General features: G+C 70.0%; 16 protein-coding genes. 15 read left to right on the forward strand and 1 reads right to left on the reverse strand.

Translation table 11 applies throughout. The annotated features are described in order from the left end of the window. Positions 1 to 70 precede the first annotated feature (70 nt). Positions 71 to 793 carry a B-4DMT family transporter gene (locus ACFXGJ_RS11755; RefSeq protein ID WP_378619403.1) on the reverse strand — a complete coding sequence of 241 codons (723 nt, stop codon included), beginning with the start codon at positions 791 to 793 and terminating at the stop codon, positions 71 to 73. Between the two features lie 89 nt (positions 794 to 882). Here ACFXGJ_RS11755 and ACFXGJ_RS11760 point away from each other — a divergent pair, with 89 nt between their 5' ends. From ACFXGJ_RS11760 to metK, 15 genes are all read left to right on the forward strand, one after another. Further along, a complete protein-coding gene (locus ACFXGJ_RS11760) occupies positions 883 to 1989 on the forward strand; it encodes a M24 family metallopeptidase (RefSeq protein ID WP_378619406.1) in 1107 nt (368 codons plus the stop codon). 16 nt (positions 1990 to 2005) lie between these two features. Beyond that, the gene (efp, locus tag ACFXGJ_RS11765; protein ID WP_378423767.1) at positions 2006 to 2569 is read left to right on the forward strand and encodes an elongation factor P; all 564 of its coding nucleotides are present in this window, start codon (positions 2006 to 2008) and stop codon (positions 2567 to 2569) included. A 1-nt stretch (position 2570) separates the two neighbouring features. Then, complete coding sequence (gene nusB / locus ACFXGJ_RS11770; RefSeq protein ID WP_378619408.1) at positions 2571 to 3086, forward strand: transcription antitermination factor NusB; 516 nt, start codon at positions 2571 to 2573, stop codon at positions 3084 to 3086. A 188-nt stretch (positions 3087 to 3274) separates the two neighbouring features. Then, the gene (gene pyrR / locus ACFXGJ_RS11775) at positions 3275 to 3904 is read left to right on the forward strand and encodes a bifunctional pyr operon transcriptional regulator/uracil phosphoribosyltransferase PyrR (protein ID WP_378619411.1); all 630 of its coding nucleotides are present in this window, start codon (positions 3275 to 3277) and stop codon (positions 3902 to 3904) included. Continuing rightward, positions 3901 to 4848 carry an aspartate carbamoyltransferase catalytic subunit gene (locus ACFXGJ_RS11780; RefSeq protein WP_378619414.1) on the forward strand — a complete coding sequence of 316 codons (948 nt, stop codon included), beginning with the start codon at positions 3901 to 3903 and terminating at the stop codon, positions 4846 to 4848. The genes pyrR and ACFXGJ_RS11780 overlap by 4 nt, the downstream gene beginning before the upstream one ends. Then, positions 4845 to 6161 carry a dihydroorotase gene (locus tag ACFXGJ_RS11785; protein WP_378619417.1) on the forward strand — a complete coding sequence of 439 codons (1317 nt, stop codon included), beginning with the start codon at positions 4845 to 4847 and terminating at the stop codon, positions 6159 to 6161. Before ACFXGJ_RS11780 ends, ACFXGJ_RS11785 begins: the two co-directional genes overlap by 4 nt. Further along, a complete protein-coding gene (locus ACFXGJ_RS11790; RefSeq protein ID WP_378619420.1) occupies positions 6158 to 6649 on the forward strand; it encodes a transporter in 492 nt (163 codons plus the stop codon). Before ACFXGJ_RS11785 ends, ACFXGJ_RS11790 begins: the two co-directional genes overlap by 4 nt. Next, entirely contained in the window at positions 6649 to 7839 is a 1191-nt protein-coding gene (gene carA / locus ACFXGJ_RS11795; protein WP_378619422.1) for a glutamine-hydrolyzing carbamoyl-phosphate synthase small subunit, read from the forward strand. Before ACFXGJ_RS11790 ends, carA begins: the two co-directional genes overlap by 1 nt. Further along, positions 7839 to 11189 carry a carbamoyl-phosphate synthase large subunit gene (gene carB, locus ACFXGJ_RS11800; RefSeq protein WP_378619425.1) on the forward strand — a complete coding sequence of 1117 codons (3351 nt, stop codon included), beginning with the start codon at positions 7839 to 7841 and terminating at the stop codon, positions 11187 to 11189. Before carA ends, carB begins: the two co-directional genes overlap by 1 nt. Then, on the forward strand, positions 11186 to 12031 hold the full coding sequence (gene pyrF, locus ACFXGJ_RS11805; RefSeq protein ID WP_378619428.1) for an orotidine-5'-phosphate decarboxylase: 846 nt from the start codon (positions 11186 to 11188) through the stop codon (positions 12029 to 12031). Before carB ends, pyrF begins: the two co-directional genes overlap by 4 nt. Before the next feature lie 129 nt (positions 12032 to 12160). Then, positions 12161 to 12481 carry an integration host factor, actinobacterial type gene (gene mihF / locus ACFXGJ_RS11810; protein ID WP_142101778.1) on the forward strand — a complete coding sequence of 107 codons (321 nt, stop codon included), beginning with the start codon at positions 12161 to 12163 and terminating at the stop codon, positions 12479 to 12481. Between the two features lie 60 nt (positions 12482 to 12541). Beyond that, positions 12542 to 13126 (forward strand): guanylate kinase, encoded by a 585-nt coding sequence (gene gmk / locus ACFXGJ_RS11815; RefSeq protein WP_378619485.1) that lies wholly within the window; start codon positions 12542 to 12544, stop codon positions 13124 to 13126. Between the two features lie 45 nt (positions 13127 to 13171). Continuing rightward, positions 13172 to 13474, forward strand: coding sequence for a DNA-directed RNA polymerase subunit omega (rpoZ, locus tag ACFXGJ_RS11820; RefSeq protein ID WP_142101780.1), 303 nt, complete (start codon positions 13172 to 13174; stop codon positions 13472 to 13474). Positions 13475 to 13532: 58 nt separating this feature from the next. Next, positions 13533 to 14822 (forward strand): bifunctional phosphopantothenoylcysteine decarboxylase/phosphopantothenate--cysteine ligase CoaBC, encoded by a 1290-nt coding sequence (gene coaBC / locus ACFXGJ_RS11825; protein WP_378619431.1) that lies wholly within the window; start codon positions 13533 to 13535, stop codon positions 14820 to 14822. A 141-nt stretch (positions 14823 to 14963) separates the two neighbouring features. Continuing rightward, a complete protein-coding gene (metK, locus tag ACFXGJ_RS11830) occupies positions 14964 to 16178 on the forward strand; it encodes a methionine adenosyltransferase (RefSeq protein ID WP_378619434.1) in 1215 nt (404 codons plus the stop codon). Positions 16179 to 16267 lie beyond the last annotated feature (89 nt).

Raw genomic sequence — 16267 nt, forward strand, 5'->3', positions numbered from 1 at the left:
GGTCCCCCTCCCGATTCCGGGAGGGGGACTCTTCGCGTGTGTCGACGACGTCGGACGGTCGCCGGCGGCGTCACTCGGCCCGGTGCGAACCCTGGCTTCCGGTCCGGTCGTCGGCCTGCGGGCGGATCGCCTCGAACACCTCGGTCGGCGCGTTCTCGTCGTAACGCCCCTCGTCCTGCGGCGACTCGGTGTAGTCGCCCGACTCGTACTCGGCGCCGTCCTCGCTGTACGGGCCCTCGGCGAAGCCGTACTGGCCCTCGTCGTCGCTCTCGTGCGACCAGGCCGAGGAGTCCTCCACGCCGGCCGCGCCCGCGGCCCCCACGCCCGCGCCGACGGCGACCGGGGCGGCGGACTTCGCGGCCTTCTTCGCGTCGCGGCGCACGATGAAACGTCCCGCCGCGACCGCGGCCATCGCGGGCACGAAGACCAGCAGGATGGTGAAGGCGGCTCCGGAGGTCAGTTCGAAGAAGAGGGAGTTCTCGCCGAGCGCGATGTCGGAGACCGAGCCGACCAGCCAGGAGACGGCGCCCGCGAGCAGACCGGCGACCACGGCGGCCTTGAGCCACCGCATGGTCAGGTCCGCACCCTGCTCCTCCTCGCCCGGATGCGCACGCGCGTCCCGGATGCCGTCGAGTCCCGCCCAGATCAGTGCCGCGAGGATCACCACCGCCACGCCCAACCACCGCAGGGTCGAGCCGTGCAGGGGCCATTCGGTGACGGCTACGCCGAGCAGTACACGCGTCACCACGTGCACCAATGCCATACCGAGACCACGAAGAAGCCACGAGTTCATGCGGACAGCGTAACGACCGCGCGGACACGCCTGTGTCCTAACCCACATGGTGGGCACCGTCACGGTCGCGGGGGCAGTAAGTTGGGACGATGCCCACCGCCGATCACGGGTCCCGTCGCGCCGCGCTGCGAGCAGTGCTGGCCGAGCGCGGTGTCGACGCGCTGCTGGTGACCGACCTGCTCAACATCCGGTATCTCACCGGTTTCACCGGATCGAATGCCGCGCTCGTGGTCGACGCCCGCGACGGATCCGGTGCCGAGGACCGCACGGTGATCTGCACCGACGGGCGGTACGTGATCCAGGTGGGGGAGCAGGTTCCGGATCTGCGCGCGCTCATCGACCGGTCGAGTGCACCGGCGCTGGTCCGCGCGCTCGCCGAGGGTCCGGGCGCGCGTGTCGGGTTCGAGAGTCACGTGGTGACGGTCGACGCGCTGGCCGGCTGGCAGTCGGTCGCGCCGGACCTCGAGTTCGTCCGCAGCCCTGGCCTCGTCGAGCGGCTGCGGATGGTCAAGGACGAGCACGAGGTGGCCCTGCTGCGCCGGGCCTGCGCGTCCGCGGACCTGGCGTTGGCGGTGCTCGTCGAGCGCGGCGGGCTGCGGCCCGGGCGCACCGAGCGCGAGGTCGGGCGGGAACTCGAGTTCCTGATGCTCGAACACGGCGCCGACGGCATCTCGTTCGAGACGATCGTCGCGGCGGGCGCGAACTCGGCGATCCCGCATCACCGGCCCACCGACGCCGTCCTGGCGACCGGCGACTTCGTCAAGCTCGACTTCGGCGCCGAGGTGGGTGGCTACCACTCGGACATGACCCGCACCTACGTTCTCGGGTCGGCGGCGGACTGGCAGCGCGAGGTCTACGACCTCGTGGCCCGGGCCCAGGCCGCGGGACGGGCCGCGCTGGCGCCCGGCGTCGAGGTCGCCGCGGTGGACGCCGCGGCCCGGTCGGTGATCGCGGACGCCGGCTACGGCGAGCTGTTCGTGCACGGTCTGGGGCACGGCGTCGGGCTCGAAATCCACGAAGCACCGGGGATCGGCGCGCTGGGCACCGGTACACTGCTAGCCGGTGCGGCTGTAACTGTCGAGCCGGGTGTGTATTTCTCCGGGCGCGGAGGCGTCAGGATCGAGGACACTCTCGTTGTTCGCGAGCAGGAGCCGGAGCTCCTCACCCTCACCAGCAAGGATCTCGCAATCGTCTGAAGGAGACGCGAAGTAAGTGGCTGACACCAGTGATTTCAAGAACGGGCTCGTGCTGAAGATCGAGGGCCAGCTCTGGCAGATCATCGAGTTCCAGCACGTCAAGCCGGGCAAGGGCCCCGCCTTCGTGCGGACGAAGCTCAAGAACGTGCTCTCCGGCAAGAACGTGGACAAGACCTTCAACGCCGGCGTCAAGGTCGAGACCGCCACTGTCGACCGCCGCGACATGACCTACCTGTACCACGACGGTAGCGACTACGTCTTCATGGACGGCGACACCTACGACCAGATCGCCATCAACGAGGCGACGGTCGGCGACGGCGCGCGCTTCCTGCTCGAGAACATGCAGGTCCAGGTCGCCACTCACGAGGACGCGCCGCTGTTCGTCGAGCTGCCCGTCACCGTCGAGCTGGTCGTCCAGCACACCGATCCGGGCCTGCAGGGCGACCGTTCGACCGGCGGCACCAAGCCCGCCACCCTCGAGACGGGCGCCGAGGTGCAGGTCCCGCTGTTCATCAACACCGGCGACAAGCTCAAGATCGACTCCCGTGACGGCAACTACCTGGGCCGCGTGAACTCGTAGCGTGTCCGGTAGTCACAAGAAGCTCGGCGCCCGGCACAAGGCCCGTAAGCGCGCGGTCGACTTCCTCTTCGAGGCGGAGGCCCGCGACCTCGACCCGGTGAACCTGGCGACCGAGCGATCAGAGCTCGCGACCAAGGACGAGTCCGTCGCACCGGTCAGCCCGTACACCGTCACCGTGGTGACCGGTGTCGCGGAGAACCTGGACCGGCTCGATCGCGTCATCGCCGACCACCTGCAGGACTGGACCCTGGACCGGCTGCCGGCCGTGGACCGGGCCATTCTGCGGATCGCGGTGTGGGAACTGTTCCACGCCACCGACGTGCCGCCGGTGGTCGCGGTCGACGAGGCAGTCGAACTCGCCAAGGAACTGTCCACCGACGATTCGCCTGCCTTCGTCAACGGCGTGCTCGGTCAGGTCGTGCTCGTCGCACCGCAGGTGCGGGCGGCCGCCGCGGCGACCTCCCAGCGCCCCGAGTCGGCCGAGCCGGCCGCGGGTACCGCCGCCGACGACGACTGACGTTCACACCGAGAACCCGAGGCGCCACGGACCGACCACCGGTCCGTGGCGTTCGTCGTCGCGGGGGTCGCGAGTGTGGCTGAGCACACCCCGAACCGTTGCCGGTCGGGGGCGGCCGCGCTGATAGGCTCGACGACGTCAGACATCCTTTAACGACCCGTCCCGAGAGGCGGAGAAGGAGGTCCAGCTTGCTCACGCCCGAGCCATCCTCCGCCGAGTCGTCGGCTCAGGATCACCCTGTCACCAGGGAGCTGCTCTCTGCTGCCGACGTAGGTCGGACGATCGCGCGCATCGCGCACCAGGTCATCGAGAAGACCGCGCTCGACGCCGAAACCGATCCGCCCCGCGTGGTGTTGATCGGAATCCCGACCCGCGGCACCACCCTCGCCACCCGGCTGGCGAGCAAGATCGAGGAGTTCTCGGGGGTCCGCCCACCGACCGGCTCGCTCGACATCACCCTCTACCGCGACGACCTGCGGACCAAGCCGCACCGTCCGCTCGAGCGCACCTCGGTGCCCGACGGCGGCGTCGACAACGCGCTGGTGGTCCTCGTCGACGACGTGCTGTTCTCCGGGCGCACCGTGCGTAGCGCCCTCGACGCCCTGCGCGACCTCGGCCGGCCGAAGGCCGTGCAGCTCGCCGTGCTGGTCGACCGCGGTCACCGCGAGTTGCCGCTGCGGGCCGACTACGTCGGCAAGAACGTCCCGACCGCGCGCACCGAGGACGTCAAGGTGCTGCTGGTCGAGCACGACGGCGTTGACAGCGTGACGCTGAGCGGTGGAGCGAATACTTCTCAGGGCTCTGGAGTGAACAAGTGAAGCATCTTCTCTCGGTTACGGACCTGACAAAGGAGTCCGCCACCGGGCTGCTCGACGAGGCGGAGCGGTTCCAGCAGGCGCTGCTCGGCCGCGAGGTCCGGAAACTGCCCACCCTGCGCGGGCGCACGGTGATGACCGTCTTCTTCGAGAACTCCACCCGCACCCGCGTCTCGTTCGAGGTGGCGGGCAAGTGGATGAGCGCGGACGTCATCAACGTCAGCGCGTCGAGTTCCTCGGTGTCCAAGGGCGAGTCCCTGCGCGACACCGCGCTGACCCTGCACGCCGCCGGCGCCGACGCGCTGATCGTGCGCCACCCCGCGTCGGGTGCCGCGCACCGGATCGCGGAGTGGACCGGCGACGGCAACGGCGGGGGACCGGCCGTGATCAACGCCGGCGACGGCACCCACGAGCACCCCACCCAGGCCCTGCTCGACGCGCTGACCCTGCGTCAGCGCCTCGGCACGATCGAGGGCAAGCGGATCCTCGTCGTCGGCGACATCCTGCACAGCCGGGTGGCCCGCTCGAACGCCTTCCTGCTCTCCATGCTGGGCGCGGAGGTGGTGCTGGTCGCGCCGCCGACCCTGCTGCCGGTCGGCGTGTCCACCTGGCCGGTGACCGTCTCGCACTCGCTGGACGCGGAACTGCCCGGCGCCGACGCGGTGCTCATGCTGCGGGTGCAGGCCGAGCGGATGAATGGCGGGTTCTTCCCGTCGCCGCGCGAGTACTCGATCACCTACGGGCTGTCCGAGCGTCGGCTCGCGCTGCTGCCCGAGCATGCGGTGGTCCTGCATCCCGGCCCGATGCTGCGCGGCATGGAGATTGCGTCCGCGGTCGCTGATTCACCGAAAACTGCAGTGTTGCAACAGGTTACGAATGGAGTTCACGTCCGCATGGCGGTGTTGTTCGGATTGTTGGTCGGAACCGAGGAGGCGGCGGCGCTGTGACTTCTGCAAGCGTGAACGCGAACGACGTACTGATCGTCGGCGCCCGGATCTACGGTGAGGGCGAACCGCGGGACGTGCTCGTCTCCGGCGGCGAGATCCGCGAGATCGGCGCCGGCCTGACCGCACCCGAGGGCGCGGACGTCATCGACGCGGGCGGCCAGGTGCTGCTGCCCGGTTTCGTCGACATGCACACGCACCTGCGTGAGCCCGGCCGCGAGGACACCGAGACCATCGCGACCGGTTCGGCCGCGGCCGCGCTCGGCGGCTTCACCGCCGTCTTCGCGATGGCCAACACCAGCCCCGTCGCCGACTCGGTGGTCGTCACCGACCACGTGTGGCGGCGCGGGCAGGAGGTCGGGCTGGTCGACGTGCACCCGGTCGGCGCGGTCACCGTCGGACTCGAGGGCAAGCAGCTCGCCGAGATGGCGACCATGGCCGCCGGTGTCGGCGCCGTCAAGATGTTCTCCGACGACGGCCACTGCGTGTACGACCCGCTGATCATGCGGCGCGCGCTCGAGTACTCGAGCGCCCTGGGGGTCCTGATCGCCCAGCACGCGGAGGAGCCGCGACTGACCGTCGGCGCCGTCGCGCACGAGGGCCCGACCGCCGCGCGGCTCGGACTCGGCGGCTGGCCGCGGGCGGCCGAGGAGTCGATCGTCGCCCGCGACGCGCTGCTGGCCCGTGATGCCGGCGCGCGCGTGCACATCTGCCACGCGTCCACCGCGGGCACCGTCGAGCTGCTGAAGTGGGCCAAGGGGCAGGGCATCCCGATCACCGCCGAGGTGACCCCGCACCACCTGCTGCTCGACGACTCGCGGCTCGAGACCTACGACGGCGTGAACCGGGTGAACCCGCCGCTGCGCGAGGCCTCCGACGTCGCGGCGCTGCGGCAGGCACTTGCCGATGGCATCGTCGACTGCGTGGCCACCGACCACGCCCCGCACGCGGAGCAGGACAAGTGCTGCGAGTTCTCGGCCGCGCGGCCGGGCATGCTCGGGCTCGAGACCTCGCTGGCGGTCATCGCGCGGACCATGGTCGAGTCCGGCCTGCTGGACTGGCGCGGCGTCGCGAAGGTGATGAGCGAGCGTCCCGCCGAGATCGTCGGCCTGCCCGACCAGGGCCGGCCGATCGCCGTCGGCGAACCGGCGAACCTCACCCTGGTCGATCCCGACCACGAGTGGACGGTGCACGGGCCGGACCTGGCGTCCGTCGCGAACAACACCCCGTACGAGTCGATGACGTTCGGCGCGCGGGTGTCCACCACCCTGCTGCGCGGCCGCGTCACCGTCCGCGACGGGAAGGTGCAGGCATGAGCACGGACCGGATCCTCCTGACGCTCGGCTTCGTCGCCTTCTGGGTGGCGATGGTCGCGCTGATGTACTGGGGCTGGAAGGGCCGGGCCCGCCGGCAGCGGGACGCGATCGGCGAACTGCCGCAGGTCCCGTCGGAACTCGGCAAGCAGCTGATCGAGCCCAGCTCCGGCCTGTACGTCGGCAGCACGGTGGCACCGAGCTGGCAGGACCGGATCGCGGTCGGCGACATCGGTTTCCGTGCCACCGGCGACCTGAGCCGGTACGAGCGCGGGGTGCTGCTCGAACGGGACGGCGCCTCGGCGATCTGGATCCCGCAGGAGTCGATCCGCGCGATCCGCACCGAGCGCGGGCTCGCGGGCAAGGTCATGAGTAAGGACGGGGTCCTGGTGATCCGGTGGGAGCTGCCCACCGGGACGGAGATCGACACCGGATTCCGTGGCGACGACAAGAGTGTGTACCCGTCCTGGGTGAGCGAAGAGAACGCGTGATGAGTGTTGAACGGAGAGAACGCGTGAGCAATGTGGGTACAGAAGCGGCGGCACTGGTCCTCGAGGACGGTCGGATCTTCCGCGGCACCAGCTTCGGGGCCGTGGGGCAGACCCTCGGCGAGGCGGTGTTCTCCACCGGCATGACCGGCTACCAGGAGACGCTCACCGACCCCAGTTACCACCGCCAGATCGTGGTCGCGACCGCGCCGCAGATCGGCAACACCGGCTGGAACAGCGAGGACGGCGAGGCGCTGAGCGCGGGCCGCCAGGCGTCCGGCGACTCGAACAAGATCTGGGTGGCCGGCTACGTGGTCCGCGACCCCGCGCGCCGCACCTCCAGCTGGCGCGCCACCGGGTCGCTGCAGGACGAGCTGGTCGCGCAGGGCGTCGTCGGCATCGCCGGCATCGACACCCGCGCGCTGGTCCGGCACCTGCGCACCCGCGGCTCGATGCGCGCCGGGGTCTTCTCCGGTACCGCGCTCACCGACGACGCGACGATGCTGCAGGCGGTCAAGGAGCAGCCGTCCATGCTCGGTGCCGACCTCGCGAGCGAGGTGAGCACCGACAGCGGCTACATCATCGAGCCGACCGGCGGAGAGGCCCGGTTCACGGTCGCGGCCATCGACCTCGGCATCAAGACCAACACCCCGCGGATGTTCGCGCAGCGCGGCATCCGGGTGCACGTGCTGCCCTCGAACGCCAGCCTTGAGCAGATCCTCGACCTCGGCGCGGACGGGGTGTTCCTGTCCAACGGCCCCGGTGACCCGGCGACCGCGGACGGCGCGGTGCACCTGACCAAGGAGGTGCTCGGCCAGGGCCTGCCGCTGTTCGGCATCTGCTTCGGCAACCAGATCCTCGGCCGCGCGCTCGGCCTGGACACCTACAAGATGAAGTTCGGTCACCGCGGCATCAACATCCCGGTGATCGAGCACGGCACCGGCCGGATCGCCATCACCGCCCAGAACCACGGGTTCGCGCTCGAGGGCGAGGCCGGCCAGGAGTTCGACACCCCGTTCGGCCGGGCCGTGGTCAGCCACACCTGCGCCAACGACGGCGCCGTCGAGGGTGTCCGCCTGCTCGACGACTCGGCCTTCTCGGTGCAGTACCACCCCGAGGCCGCCGCCGGCCCGCACGACGCCGCGTACCTGTTCGACCGCTTCACCAGCCTGCTCGAGGGAGTCAAGAAGTAATGCCACGTCGCACAGATCTCAAGCACATCCTGGTGATCGGTTCCGGACCGATCGTCATCGGCCAGGCCTGCGAGTTCGACTACTCGGGCACCCAGGCGTGTCGCGTGCTGCGCGAGGAGGGCCTGCGCGTGTCGCTGGTCAACTCCAACCCGGCCACGATCATGACCGACCCGGAGTTCGCCGACGCCACCTACGTCGAGCCGATCACCGCCGAATTCGTCGAGAAGGTCATCGCCCGCGAGGCGGAGCAGGGCCACAAGATCGACGCCGTGCTCGCCACCCTCGGCGGCCAGACCGCGCTCAACACCGCGGTCGCGCTGCACGAGCAGGGCATCCTCGAGAAGTACGACGTCGAGCTGATCGGCGCCGACTTCGACGCCATCCAGCGCGGCGAGGACCGGCAGAAGTTCAAGGACATCGTCGCCAAGGTCGGCGGCGAGTCCGCGCGCTCGCGGGTCTGCTTCACCATGGAGGAGGTGCACGACACGGTCGCCGAGCTCGGCTACCCGGTCGTCGTGCGGCCGTCGTTCACCATGGGCGGCCTCGGCTCCGGCATGGCGTACGACGTGGACGACCTCAACCGGATCGCCGGCGGCGGCCTGGCCGCCTCGCCCACCGCGAACGTGCTCATCGAGGAGTCCATCCTCGGCTGGAAGGAGTACGAGCTCGAGCTGATGCGCGACGGCCGCGACAACGTGGTCATCATCTGCTCGATCGAGAACGTCGACCCGGTCGGCGTGCACACCGGTGACTCGGTGACCGTCGCGCCCGCGATGACCCTGACCGACCGCGAGTACCAGGAGATGCGCGACCTCTCCATCGCGATCCTGCGCGAGGTCGGCGTCGACACCGGCGGCTGCAACATCCAGTTCGCGATGGACCCGGCCGACGGCCGCCTGGTCGTCATCGAGATGAATCCGCGGGTGTCCCGCTCGTCCGCGTTGGCGTCGAAGGCGACGGGCTACCCGATCGCGAAGATGGCGGCGAAGCTGGCCATCGGCTACACGCTCGACGAGATCGTCAACGACATCACCGGCGAGACCCCCGCCTGCTTCGAGCCGACCCTCGACTACGTCGTGGTCAAGGCGCCGCGGTTCGCCTTCGAGAAGTTCCCCGGCGCCGACGGCACCCTCACCACCACCATGAAGTCCGTCGGCGAGGCCATGTCGATCGGCCGCAACTTCACCGAGGCCTTCGGCAAGGTGATGCGCTCGCTCGAGACCAAGCGGGCCGGCTACTGGACCGGCCCGGAGGTCGAGGCCGAGAGCCTGGACGCCCTGCTCGCGGATCTGAGCGTGCCGCAGGACGGCCGGATGTACGGCATCGAGAAGGCGTTCGCGCTCGGCGCCACCGTCGAGCAGCTCTTCGAGTCCACCAAGATCGACCCGTGGTTCCTCGACCAGTTCCAGCAGATCCACGAGCTGGGGGAGCAGGTCCGGGCGGCCGAGGCCCTCGACGAGGCGACGCTGCGGCAGGCCAAGTACCACGGCCTGTCGGACCGGCAGATCGCCGCGCTGCGTCCCGAGGTCGGCGACGGCCCGGCCGGCGAGGACGCGGTCCGCGCCCTGCGCGACGAGCTGAAGGTGCACCCGGTCTACAAGACCGTCGACACCTGCGCGGCGGAGTTCGAGGCGAAGACGCCGTACCACTACTCGACCTACGAACTGGACCCGAACGCCGAGTCCGAGGTGGCCGCGCAGACCGACCGGCCCAAGGTGCTGATCCTGGGCTCGGGCCCGAACCGCATCGGCCAGGGCATCGAGTTCGACTACTCCTGCGTGCACGCGGCGCTGACGCTGTCCGAGGCCGGCTACGAGACCGTCATGGTCAACTGCAACCCGGAGACCGTCTCGACCGACTACGACACCGCCGACCGGCTGTACTTCGAGCCGCTGACCTTCGAGGACGTGCTCGAGGTCTACCGCGCCGAGTCGGCCTCCGGCACCGTCGCGGGCGTCATCGTCCAGCTCGGCGGTCAGACGCCGTTGGGCCTGGCCAAGCGCCTCAAGGAGGCCGGGGTGCCGATCGTGGGCACCAGCCCCGAGGCGATCGACCTCGCCGAGGACCGCGGCGAGTTCGGTCGCGTGCTCACCGAGGCGGGCCTGCCCGCACCGAAGTTCGGCACCGCCACCACCTTCGACGGCGCCCGCGAGATCGCCGGCGGCATCGGCTACCCGGTGCTGGTGCGCCCGTCCTACGTGCTCGGCGGCCGCGGCATGGAGATCGTCTACGACGAGAAGTCGCTGCAGGACTACATCGCCCGCGCCACCGAGATCTCCGACGACCGCCCGGTGCTGGTGGACCGGTTCCTGGAGGACGCGGTCGAGATCGACGTCGACGCGCTGTGCGACGGCACCGAGGTGTACCTCGGCGGCGTGATGGAACACATCGAGGAGGCCGGTATCCACTCCGGCGACTCGGCCTGCGCGCTGCCGCCGATCACCCTCGGCAAGGCGGATCTCGAGAACGTGCGGCGCTCGACCGAGGCCCTGGCCAAGGGGATCGGGGTCAAGGGCCTGCTCAACGTGCAGTACGCGCTCAAGGACGACATCCTCTACGTCCTCGAGGCGAACCCGCGCGCCAGCCGCACCGTGCCGTTCGTGTCCAAGGCGACCGCCGTGCAGCTGGCCAAGGCCTGCGCCCGTGTGATGCTCGGCGAGTCCATCGCGGACCTGCGCGCGAACGGTGTGCTGCCCGCCGAGGGCGACGGCGGGAACACCCCGGCCGGCGCGCCGATCGCGGTCAAGGAGGCGGTGCTCCCGTTCAACCGGTTCCGCCGGGCGGACGGCACCGGGGTCGACACCCTGCTCAGCCCGGAGATGAAGTCCACCGGCGAGGTGATGGGCATCGACGCGGACTTCGGCACCGCCTTCGCCAAGAGCCAGACCGCCGCGTACGGCTCGCTGCCGACCAGCGGTGCGGTGTTCGTCTCGGTCGCGAACAAGGACAAGCGGTCGCTGATCTTCCCGGTCAAGCGCCTCGCCGACCTCGGCTTCCGGATCCTGGCCACCGAGGGCACCGCGGACGTGTTGCGGCGCAACGGCATCACCTGCGAGCAGGTGCACAAGCAGTCCGGTGAGGAGCTGCCGGAGGGTGCGCGCACGATCGTCGAGCAGATCAAGGCGGGGGAGGTCGACATGGTGATCAACACCCCGTACGGCAACTCGGGTCCCCGCGTGGACGGCTACGAGATCCGGAGCGCGGCGGTGTCGGTGAACATCCCGTGCATCACGACCGTTCAGGGCGCCTCCGCGGCAGTGCAGGGCATCGAGGCGGGCATCCGGGGCGACATCGGGGTGCGTTCCCTGCAGGACCTGCACGCGACGCTGCGCGAGCCGGGACAGCAGTGAGCCAGCACAGCTGGGGTGATCGGCTCCGGGCCGCGGTCGCGGCCCGGGGTCGGCTGTGCGTGGGGATCGACCCGCACCCCTCCCTGCTGCGGGCCTGGGGGCTCCCGGAGACCGCTGGGGGAGTCGAGACCTTCGCCGAGATCTGCGTGGAGGCCTTCGTCGGCGACGTGGCCCTGGTGAAGCCTCAGGTGGCGTTCTTCGAGGCGTACGGCGCCGCCGGGTACGCGGTGCTCGAACGCACCATCTCGGTGGTCAGGGCGGCGGGGACGCTGGTCGTCGCCGATGCCAAGCGCGGCGACATCGGCTCGACCATGGCCGCGTACTCGCAGGCCTGGCTCGGGCCCGGCTCACCGCTGTCCTCGGACGCTGTGACGGTGTCGCCGTACCTGGGTTTCGGCGCTCTCGAACCGGCCGTCACGTTGGCCACCGAGGGCGGCCGCGGCCTGTTCGTGCTCGCCCGCACCTCCAACCCGGAGGGCGGCGTGCTCCAGGGTGCGCGGATACCGGACGCTGTTTCCGCAGACCAGACGGTATCGGTCGCGCAGTCGATCGTGGACGCGGCGACCGCGCAGAACCGTGACGGCCGTGACACGGTCGGCCTGGTGATCGGTGCGACACGCGGGCACGGATTGGATTTGTCGGAGTTTTCCGGCCCGATCCTGGCGCCGGGTCTCGGCGCTCAGGGCGCCACCGTGGCCGATCTCGCGGAGATCTTTGCCGATTCGCGAGAGTTGTTGTTGCCCAACACTTCTCGTGACGTGCTTCGGCACGGACCGTCCGTTGCGGCTCTCCGGGGGGCCGCGGAACGGGTCCGCGACGAGGTCGAGTCCGGGCTCGCATAGCCGACGGGATTTCCGGCGACGCGCGAGGGGGTGGGTTAGCAATCGGCGGTCAGCGTGAGTACGGTCGCTATCGCTGCTGGTTATCCAGTGGATGAAGACCTATTTTGCACACGACGAGACGGAGGAACCGTGGCCCTTCCCCAGTTGACCGATGAGCAGCGCGCTGCTGCTTTGGAGAAGGCGGCTGCCGCCCGTAAGGCCCGGGCTGAGCTCAAGGAGCGCCTCAAGCGCGGCGGCACCGACCTGAAGCAGGTCCTCAAGGACGCCGAAGAGGACGAGATCCTCGGCAAGATGAAGGTGTCCGCCCTGCTCGAAGCCCTGCCCAAGGTGGGCAAGGTCAAGGCGCAGGAGATCATGACCGAACTGGAGATCGCTCCGACCCGCCGCCTGCGCGGCCTCGGCGACCGCCAGCGCAAGGCCCTGCTCACCAGGTTCGATTTCGAGGCCTGAGCAAAGAACGTGGTGGCTGACGCAAACAACGTGTCAGGCAGCAAGACCACCCCGGCGCACGTGGCCGGGGACAGCACAGCGCGGAGGGGCCGGCTCGTAGTTTTGGCCGGCCCCTCCGCCGTGGGCAAGTCGACCGTGGTGCGCAAGCTCCACGAACGGCTCCCGGACCTGGTCTTCAGCGTGTCTGCGACAACGAGAGAACCCCGCCCGGGCGAGGTCGACGGCAAGGACTACAGGTTCGTGTCGAGGGCCGAGTTCCAGCGGATGATCGACGCCGGCGAACTGCTCGAATGGGCGGAGATCCACGGCGGGCTGCAGCGGTCGGGCACCCCGGCCGCGCCGGTCCGCGCTGCGCTCGAGGCCGGACATCCGGTGCTCGTGGAGGTCGACCTGGCCGGAGCCCGCGCGGTCCGCGCGGCGATGCCCGAGGCGATCCTGGTGTTCCTGGCCCCGCCGAGCTGGGAGGAGCTGGTCGCCCGGCTCACCGGCCGCGGAACCGAGTCCGACGAGGTCGTCGCGCGCCGGCTGGAGACCGCCAGGGTCGAACTGGCCGCCAAGGACGAGTTCGACACAGTCGTGGTGAACGTCGACGTCGACCGTGCGTGCGAACAGTTGGTATCCTTGCTAGTCGGTAGTCCGCAGTAGCGGCACAGTGTCATCGCAATACCCCGAACTTCAGGAGATTCGCCAGTGAGCGCCACTCAGACAGTCACGTCCGAAGCCGACCGCCACGGCGTGCCGGCCTACGACACCCCGCTCGGCATCACCAACCCCCCGATCGACGAGCTGCTCGCGCGCACGTCTTCGAAGTACGCCCTGGTGATCTACTCGGCCAAGCGCGCCCGGCAGATCAACGACTACTACAACCAGCTCGGCGACGGCATCCTCGAGTACGTCGGACCGCTGGTCGAGCCGGGTCTGCAGGAGAAGCCGCTCTCCATCGCCCTGCGCGAGATCCACTCCGACCTGCTCGAGCACACCGAAGGCGAGTGACGCCAGTGACGGCAGGACGACCGGGTCGTTCCGCAGGCTCCACTCCGGGCCCCTCGCTGTGACCGAGAGCGATTCGGATTCCGCCGGTTCACCCCGACGCATCGTCGTCGGCGTGGGCGGCGGAATTGCGGCCTACAAGGCCTGTTCGATCATCCGGAGCTTCACCGAGGCCGGGCACCAGGTCCGGGTCGTCCCGACCGAATCCGCGCTCGAGTTCGTCGGCCGCGCCACGTTCGAGGCGCTGTCGGGAAATCCGGTGCAGACCGGCGTGTTCGCCGACGTCCCGCAGGTGCCGCACGTGCGGCTCGGCCAGGAGGCCGACCTCGTGGTCGTCGCGCCTGCCACCGCGGACCTGATGGCCCGGGCGGCGCACGGCCGCGCGGACGACCTGCTGACCGCGACGCTGCTGACCGCGCGCTGTCCGGTCGTGTTCGCGCCCGCGATGCACACCGAGATGTGGGAACACCCCGCCACCGTCGCGAACGTGGCCACGCTGCGCGCGCGAGGGATCACGGTGATCGAGCCCGCGTCCGGGCGATTGACCGGCAAGGACACCGGTGCGGGCCGACTCCCGGAACCCGACGAGATCGTCGGCCTGGCCAATCTCCTGCTCGAGCGCGCCGACGCGCTGCCCCAGGACCTCGCCGGCCGGCGAATCCTGGTCTCGGCCGGCGGCACCCGTGAACCCCTCGACCCGGTGCGCTTCCTGGGTAACCGCAGTTCGGGCAAGCAGGGTTACGCGATCGCGCGGCTTGCCGCGCAGCGCGGCGCGCAGGTCACGCTGGTGGCCGGCTACACCGCGGACCTGGTCGACCCGGCGTCGGTGACGGTGGTCCGGGTGCGGACCGCGCAGGAGATGCGCGAGGCCGTCGACAAGGCCGCGATCGGGGCCGAGGCGGTGGTGATGGCCGCCGCCGTCGCGGACTTCCGGCCCGCGACCGTCGCGACCAGCAAGATCAAGAAGGGTGCCGACGAGCCCGACACCATCCCGCTGACCCGCAACGACGACATCCTCGCCGGGCTCGTGCAGTCCCGCCGCGACGGCGGTCTGCCGAACACCGCGGCGATCGTCGGGTTCGCCGCGGAGACCGGTGACGCACACGGCGACGTGCTCACGCACGCCCGGTCCAAGCTCGCCCGCAAGGGCTGCGACCTGCTCGTGGTCAACGCGGTCGGCGAGGGCAAGGCCTTCGAGGTCGACAACAACGACGGCTGGTTGCTCGGTGCGGACGGTTCCGAGCGCGCCATCGCGCACGGTTCGAAGGCGCTGATGGCGAGCCGGGTACTCGACGCGGTGTCCGCGCTGTTGACCACGGCCGGCTCGCCGGGGGCCAGCAGTGCCGGATGAGCTCGGTGCTCGTACTGTGAACACAGGCTGTTCGCGCAATGCTTGATTTCAATGGTTCATATCCGCCCCGCCGCACACTAGGGTCCTCAAGGGATCGGGCGTTGTGCGCGGTACACATCGAAGTTGGCGAGAGGGAGATCTGTGAGCAAGTCCGGTAGTCGGCTATTCACCAGCGAGTCCGTGACCGAGGGACATCCGGACAAGATCTGTGACGCGATCAGCGACTCCATCCTGGACGCCCTGCTCGAGCAGGATCCGCGCAGCCGCGTCGCCGTCGAGACGCTGGTGACCACCGGTCAGGTCCACGTGGCCGGCGAGGTCACCACCTCCGCGTACGCCGACATCCCGAAGATCGTCCGTGACAAGGTCCTCGAGATCGGTTACGACTCCTCGGCCAAGGGCTTCGACGGCAACTCGTGTGGCGTGAACATCGCCATCGGCGCGCAGTCGCCGGAGATCGCGCAGGGCGTCGACCACTCGCACGAGGCACGCGTCGACGGCGTCACCGACGACGAAATCGACCGCCAGGGCGCGGGCGACCAGGGCCTGATGTTCGGCTACGCCTGCACCGACACGCCCGAGCTGATGCCGCTGCCGATCGCGCTCGCGCACCGGCTCTCGCGTCGGCTCACGGAGGTCCGCAAGACCGGCGTGCTGCCGTACCTGCGTCCCGACGGCAAGACCCAGGTCACCATCGAGTACGACGGCGACAAGGCCGTGCGGCTCGACACCGTGGTCGTGTCCACCCAGCATGCGGCGGACATCGACCTCGACAACCTGCTCACCCCGGACATCCGCGAGAAGGTGCTCGGTTCGGTGCTCGCCGACATCGACGTGCCGAGCCTGGACACCTCCGACGTGCGCCTGCTGGTCAACCCGACGGGCAAGTTCGTGCTCGGCGGCCCGATGGGCGACGCCGGACTGACCGGCCGCAAGATCATCGTCGACACCTACGGCGGCATGGCCCGTCACGGCGGCGGCGCGTTCTCCGGCAAGGATCCGTCCAAGGTGGACCGGTCCGCGGCGTACGCGATGCGCTGGGTGGCCAAGAACGCGATCGCCGCGGGGCTGGCCGAGCGCATCGAGGTGCAGGTCGCGTACGCGATCGGCAAGGCCGCACCGGTCGGGCTGTTCGTGGAGACGTTCGGCACCGAGAAGGTCGATCCCGCGCGCATCCAGTCGGCGATCACCGAGATCTTCGACCTGCGTCCCGGCGCGATCATCCGCGACCTGGACCTGCTGCGCCCGATCTACGCGCCGACCGCGGCGTACGGGCACTTCGGTCGCACCGACATCGACCTGCCGTGGGAGCACACCGACCGCGCCGAGAAGCTGCGCGCGGCCGCCGGGCTCTAGATGCACCCTGCCGCGAGCCGCTCACCGATCACGGTGGGCGGCTCGTGTGTTCTGTGGCGGACCCTCGGGCAGGATTTCTGTCCGCGGGC

It is taken from the genome of Rhodococcus sp. NPDC059234 (assembly GCF_042754225.1).
Lineage (GTDB): Bacteria > Actinomycetota > Actinomycetes > Mycobacteriales > Mycobacteriaceae > Rhodococcus_G.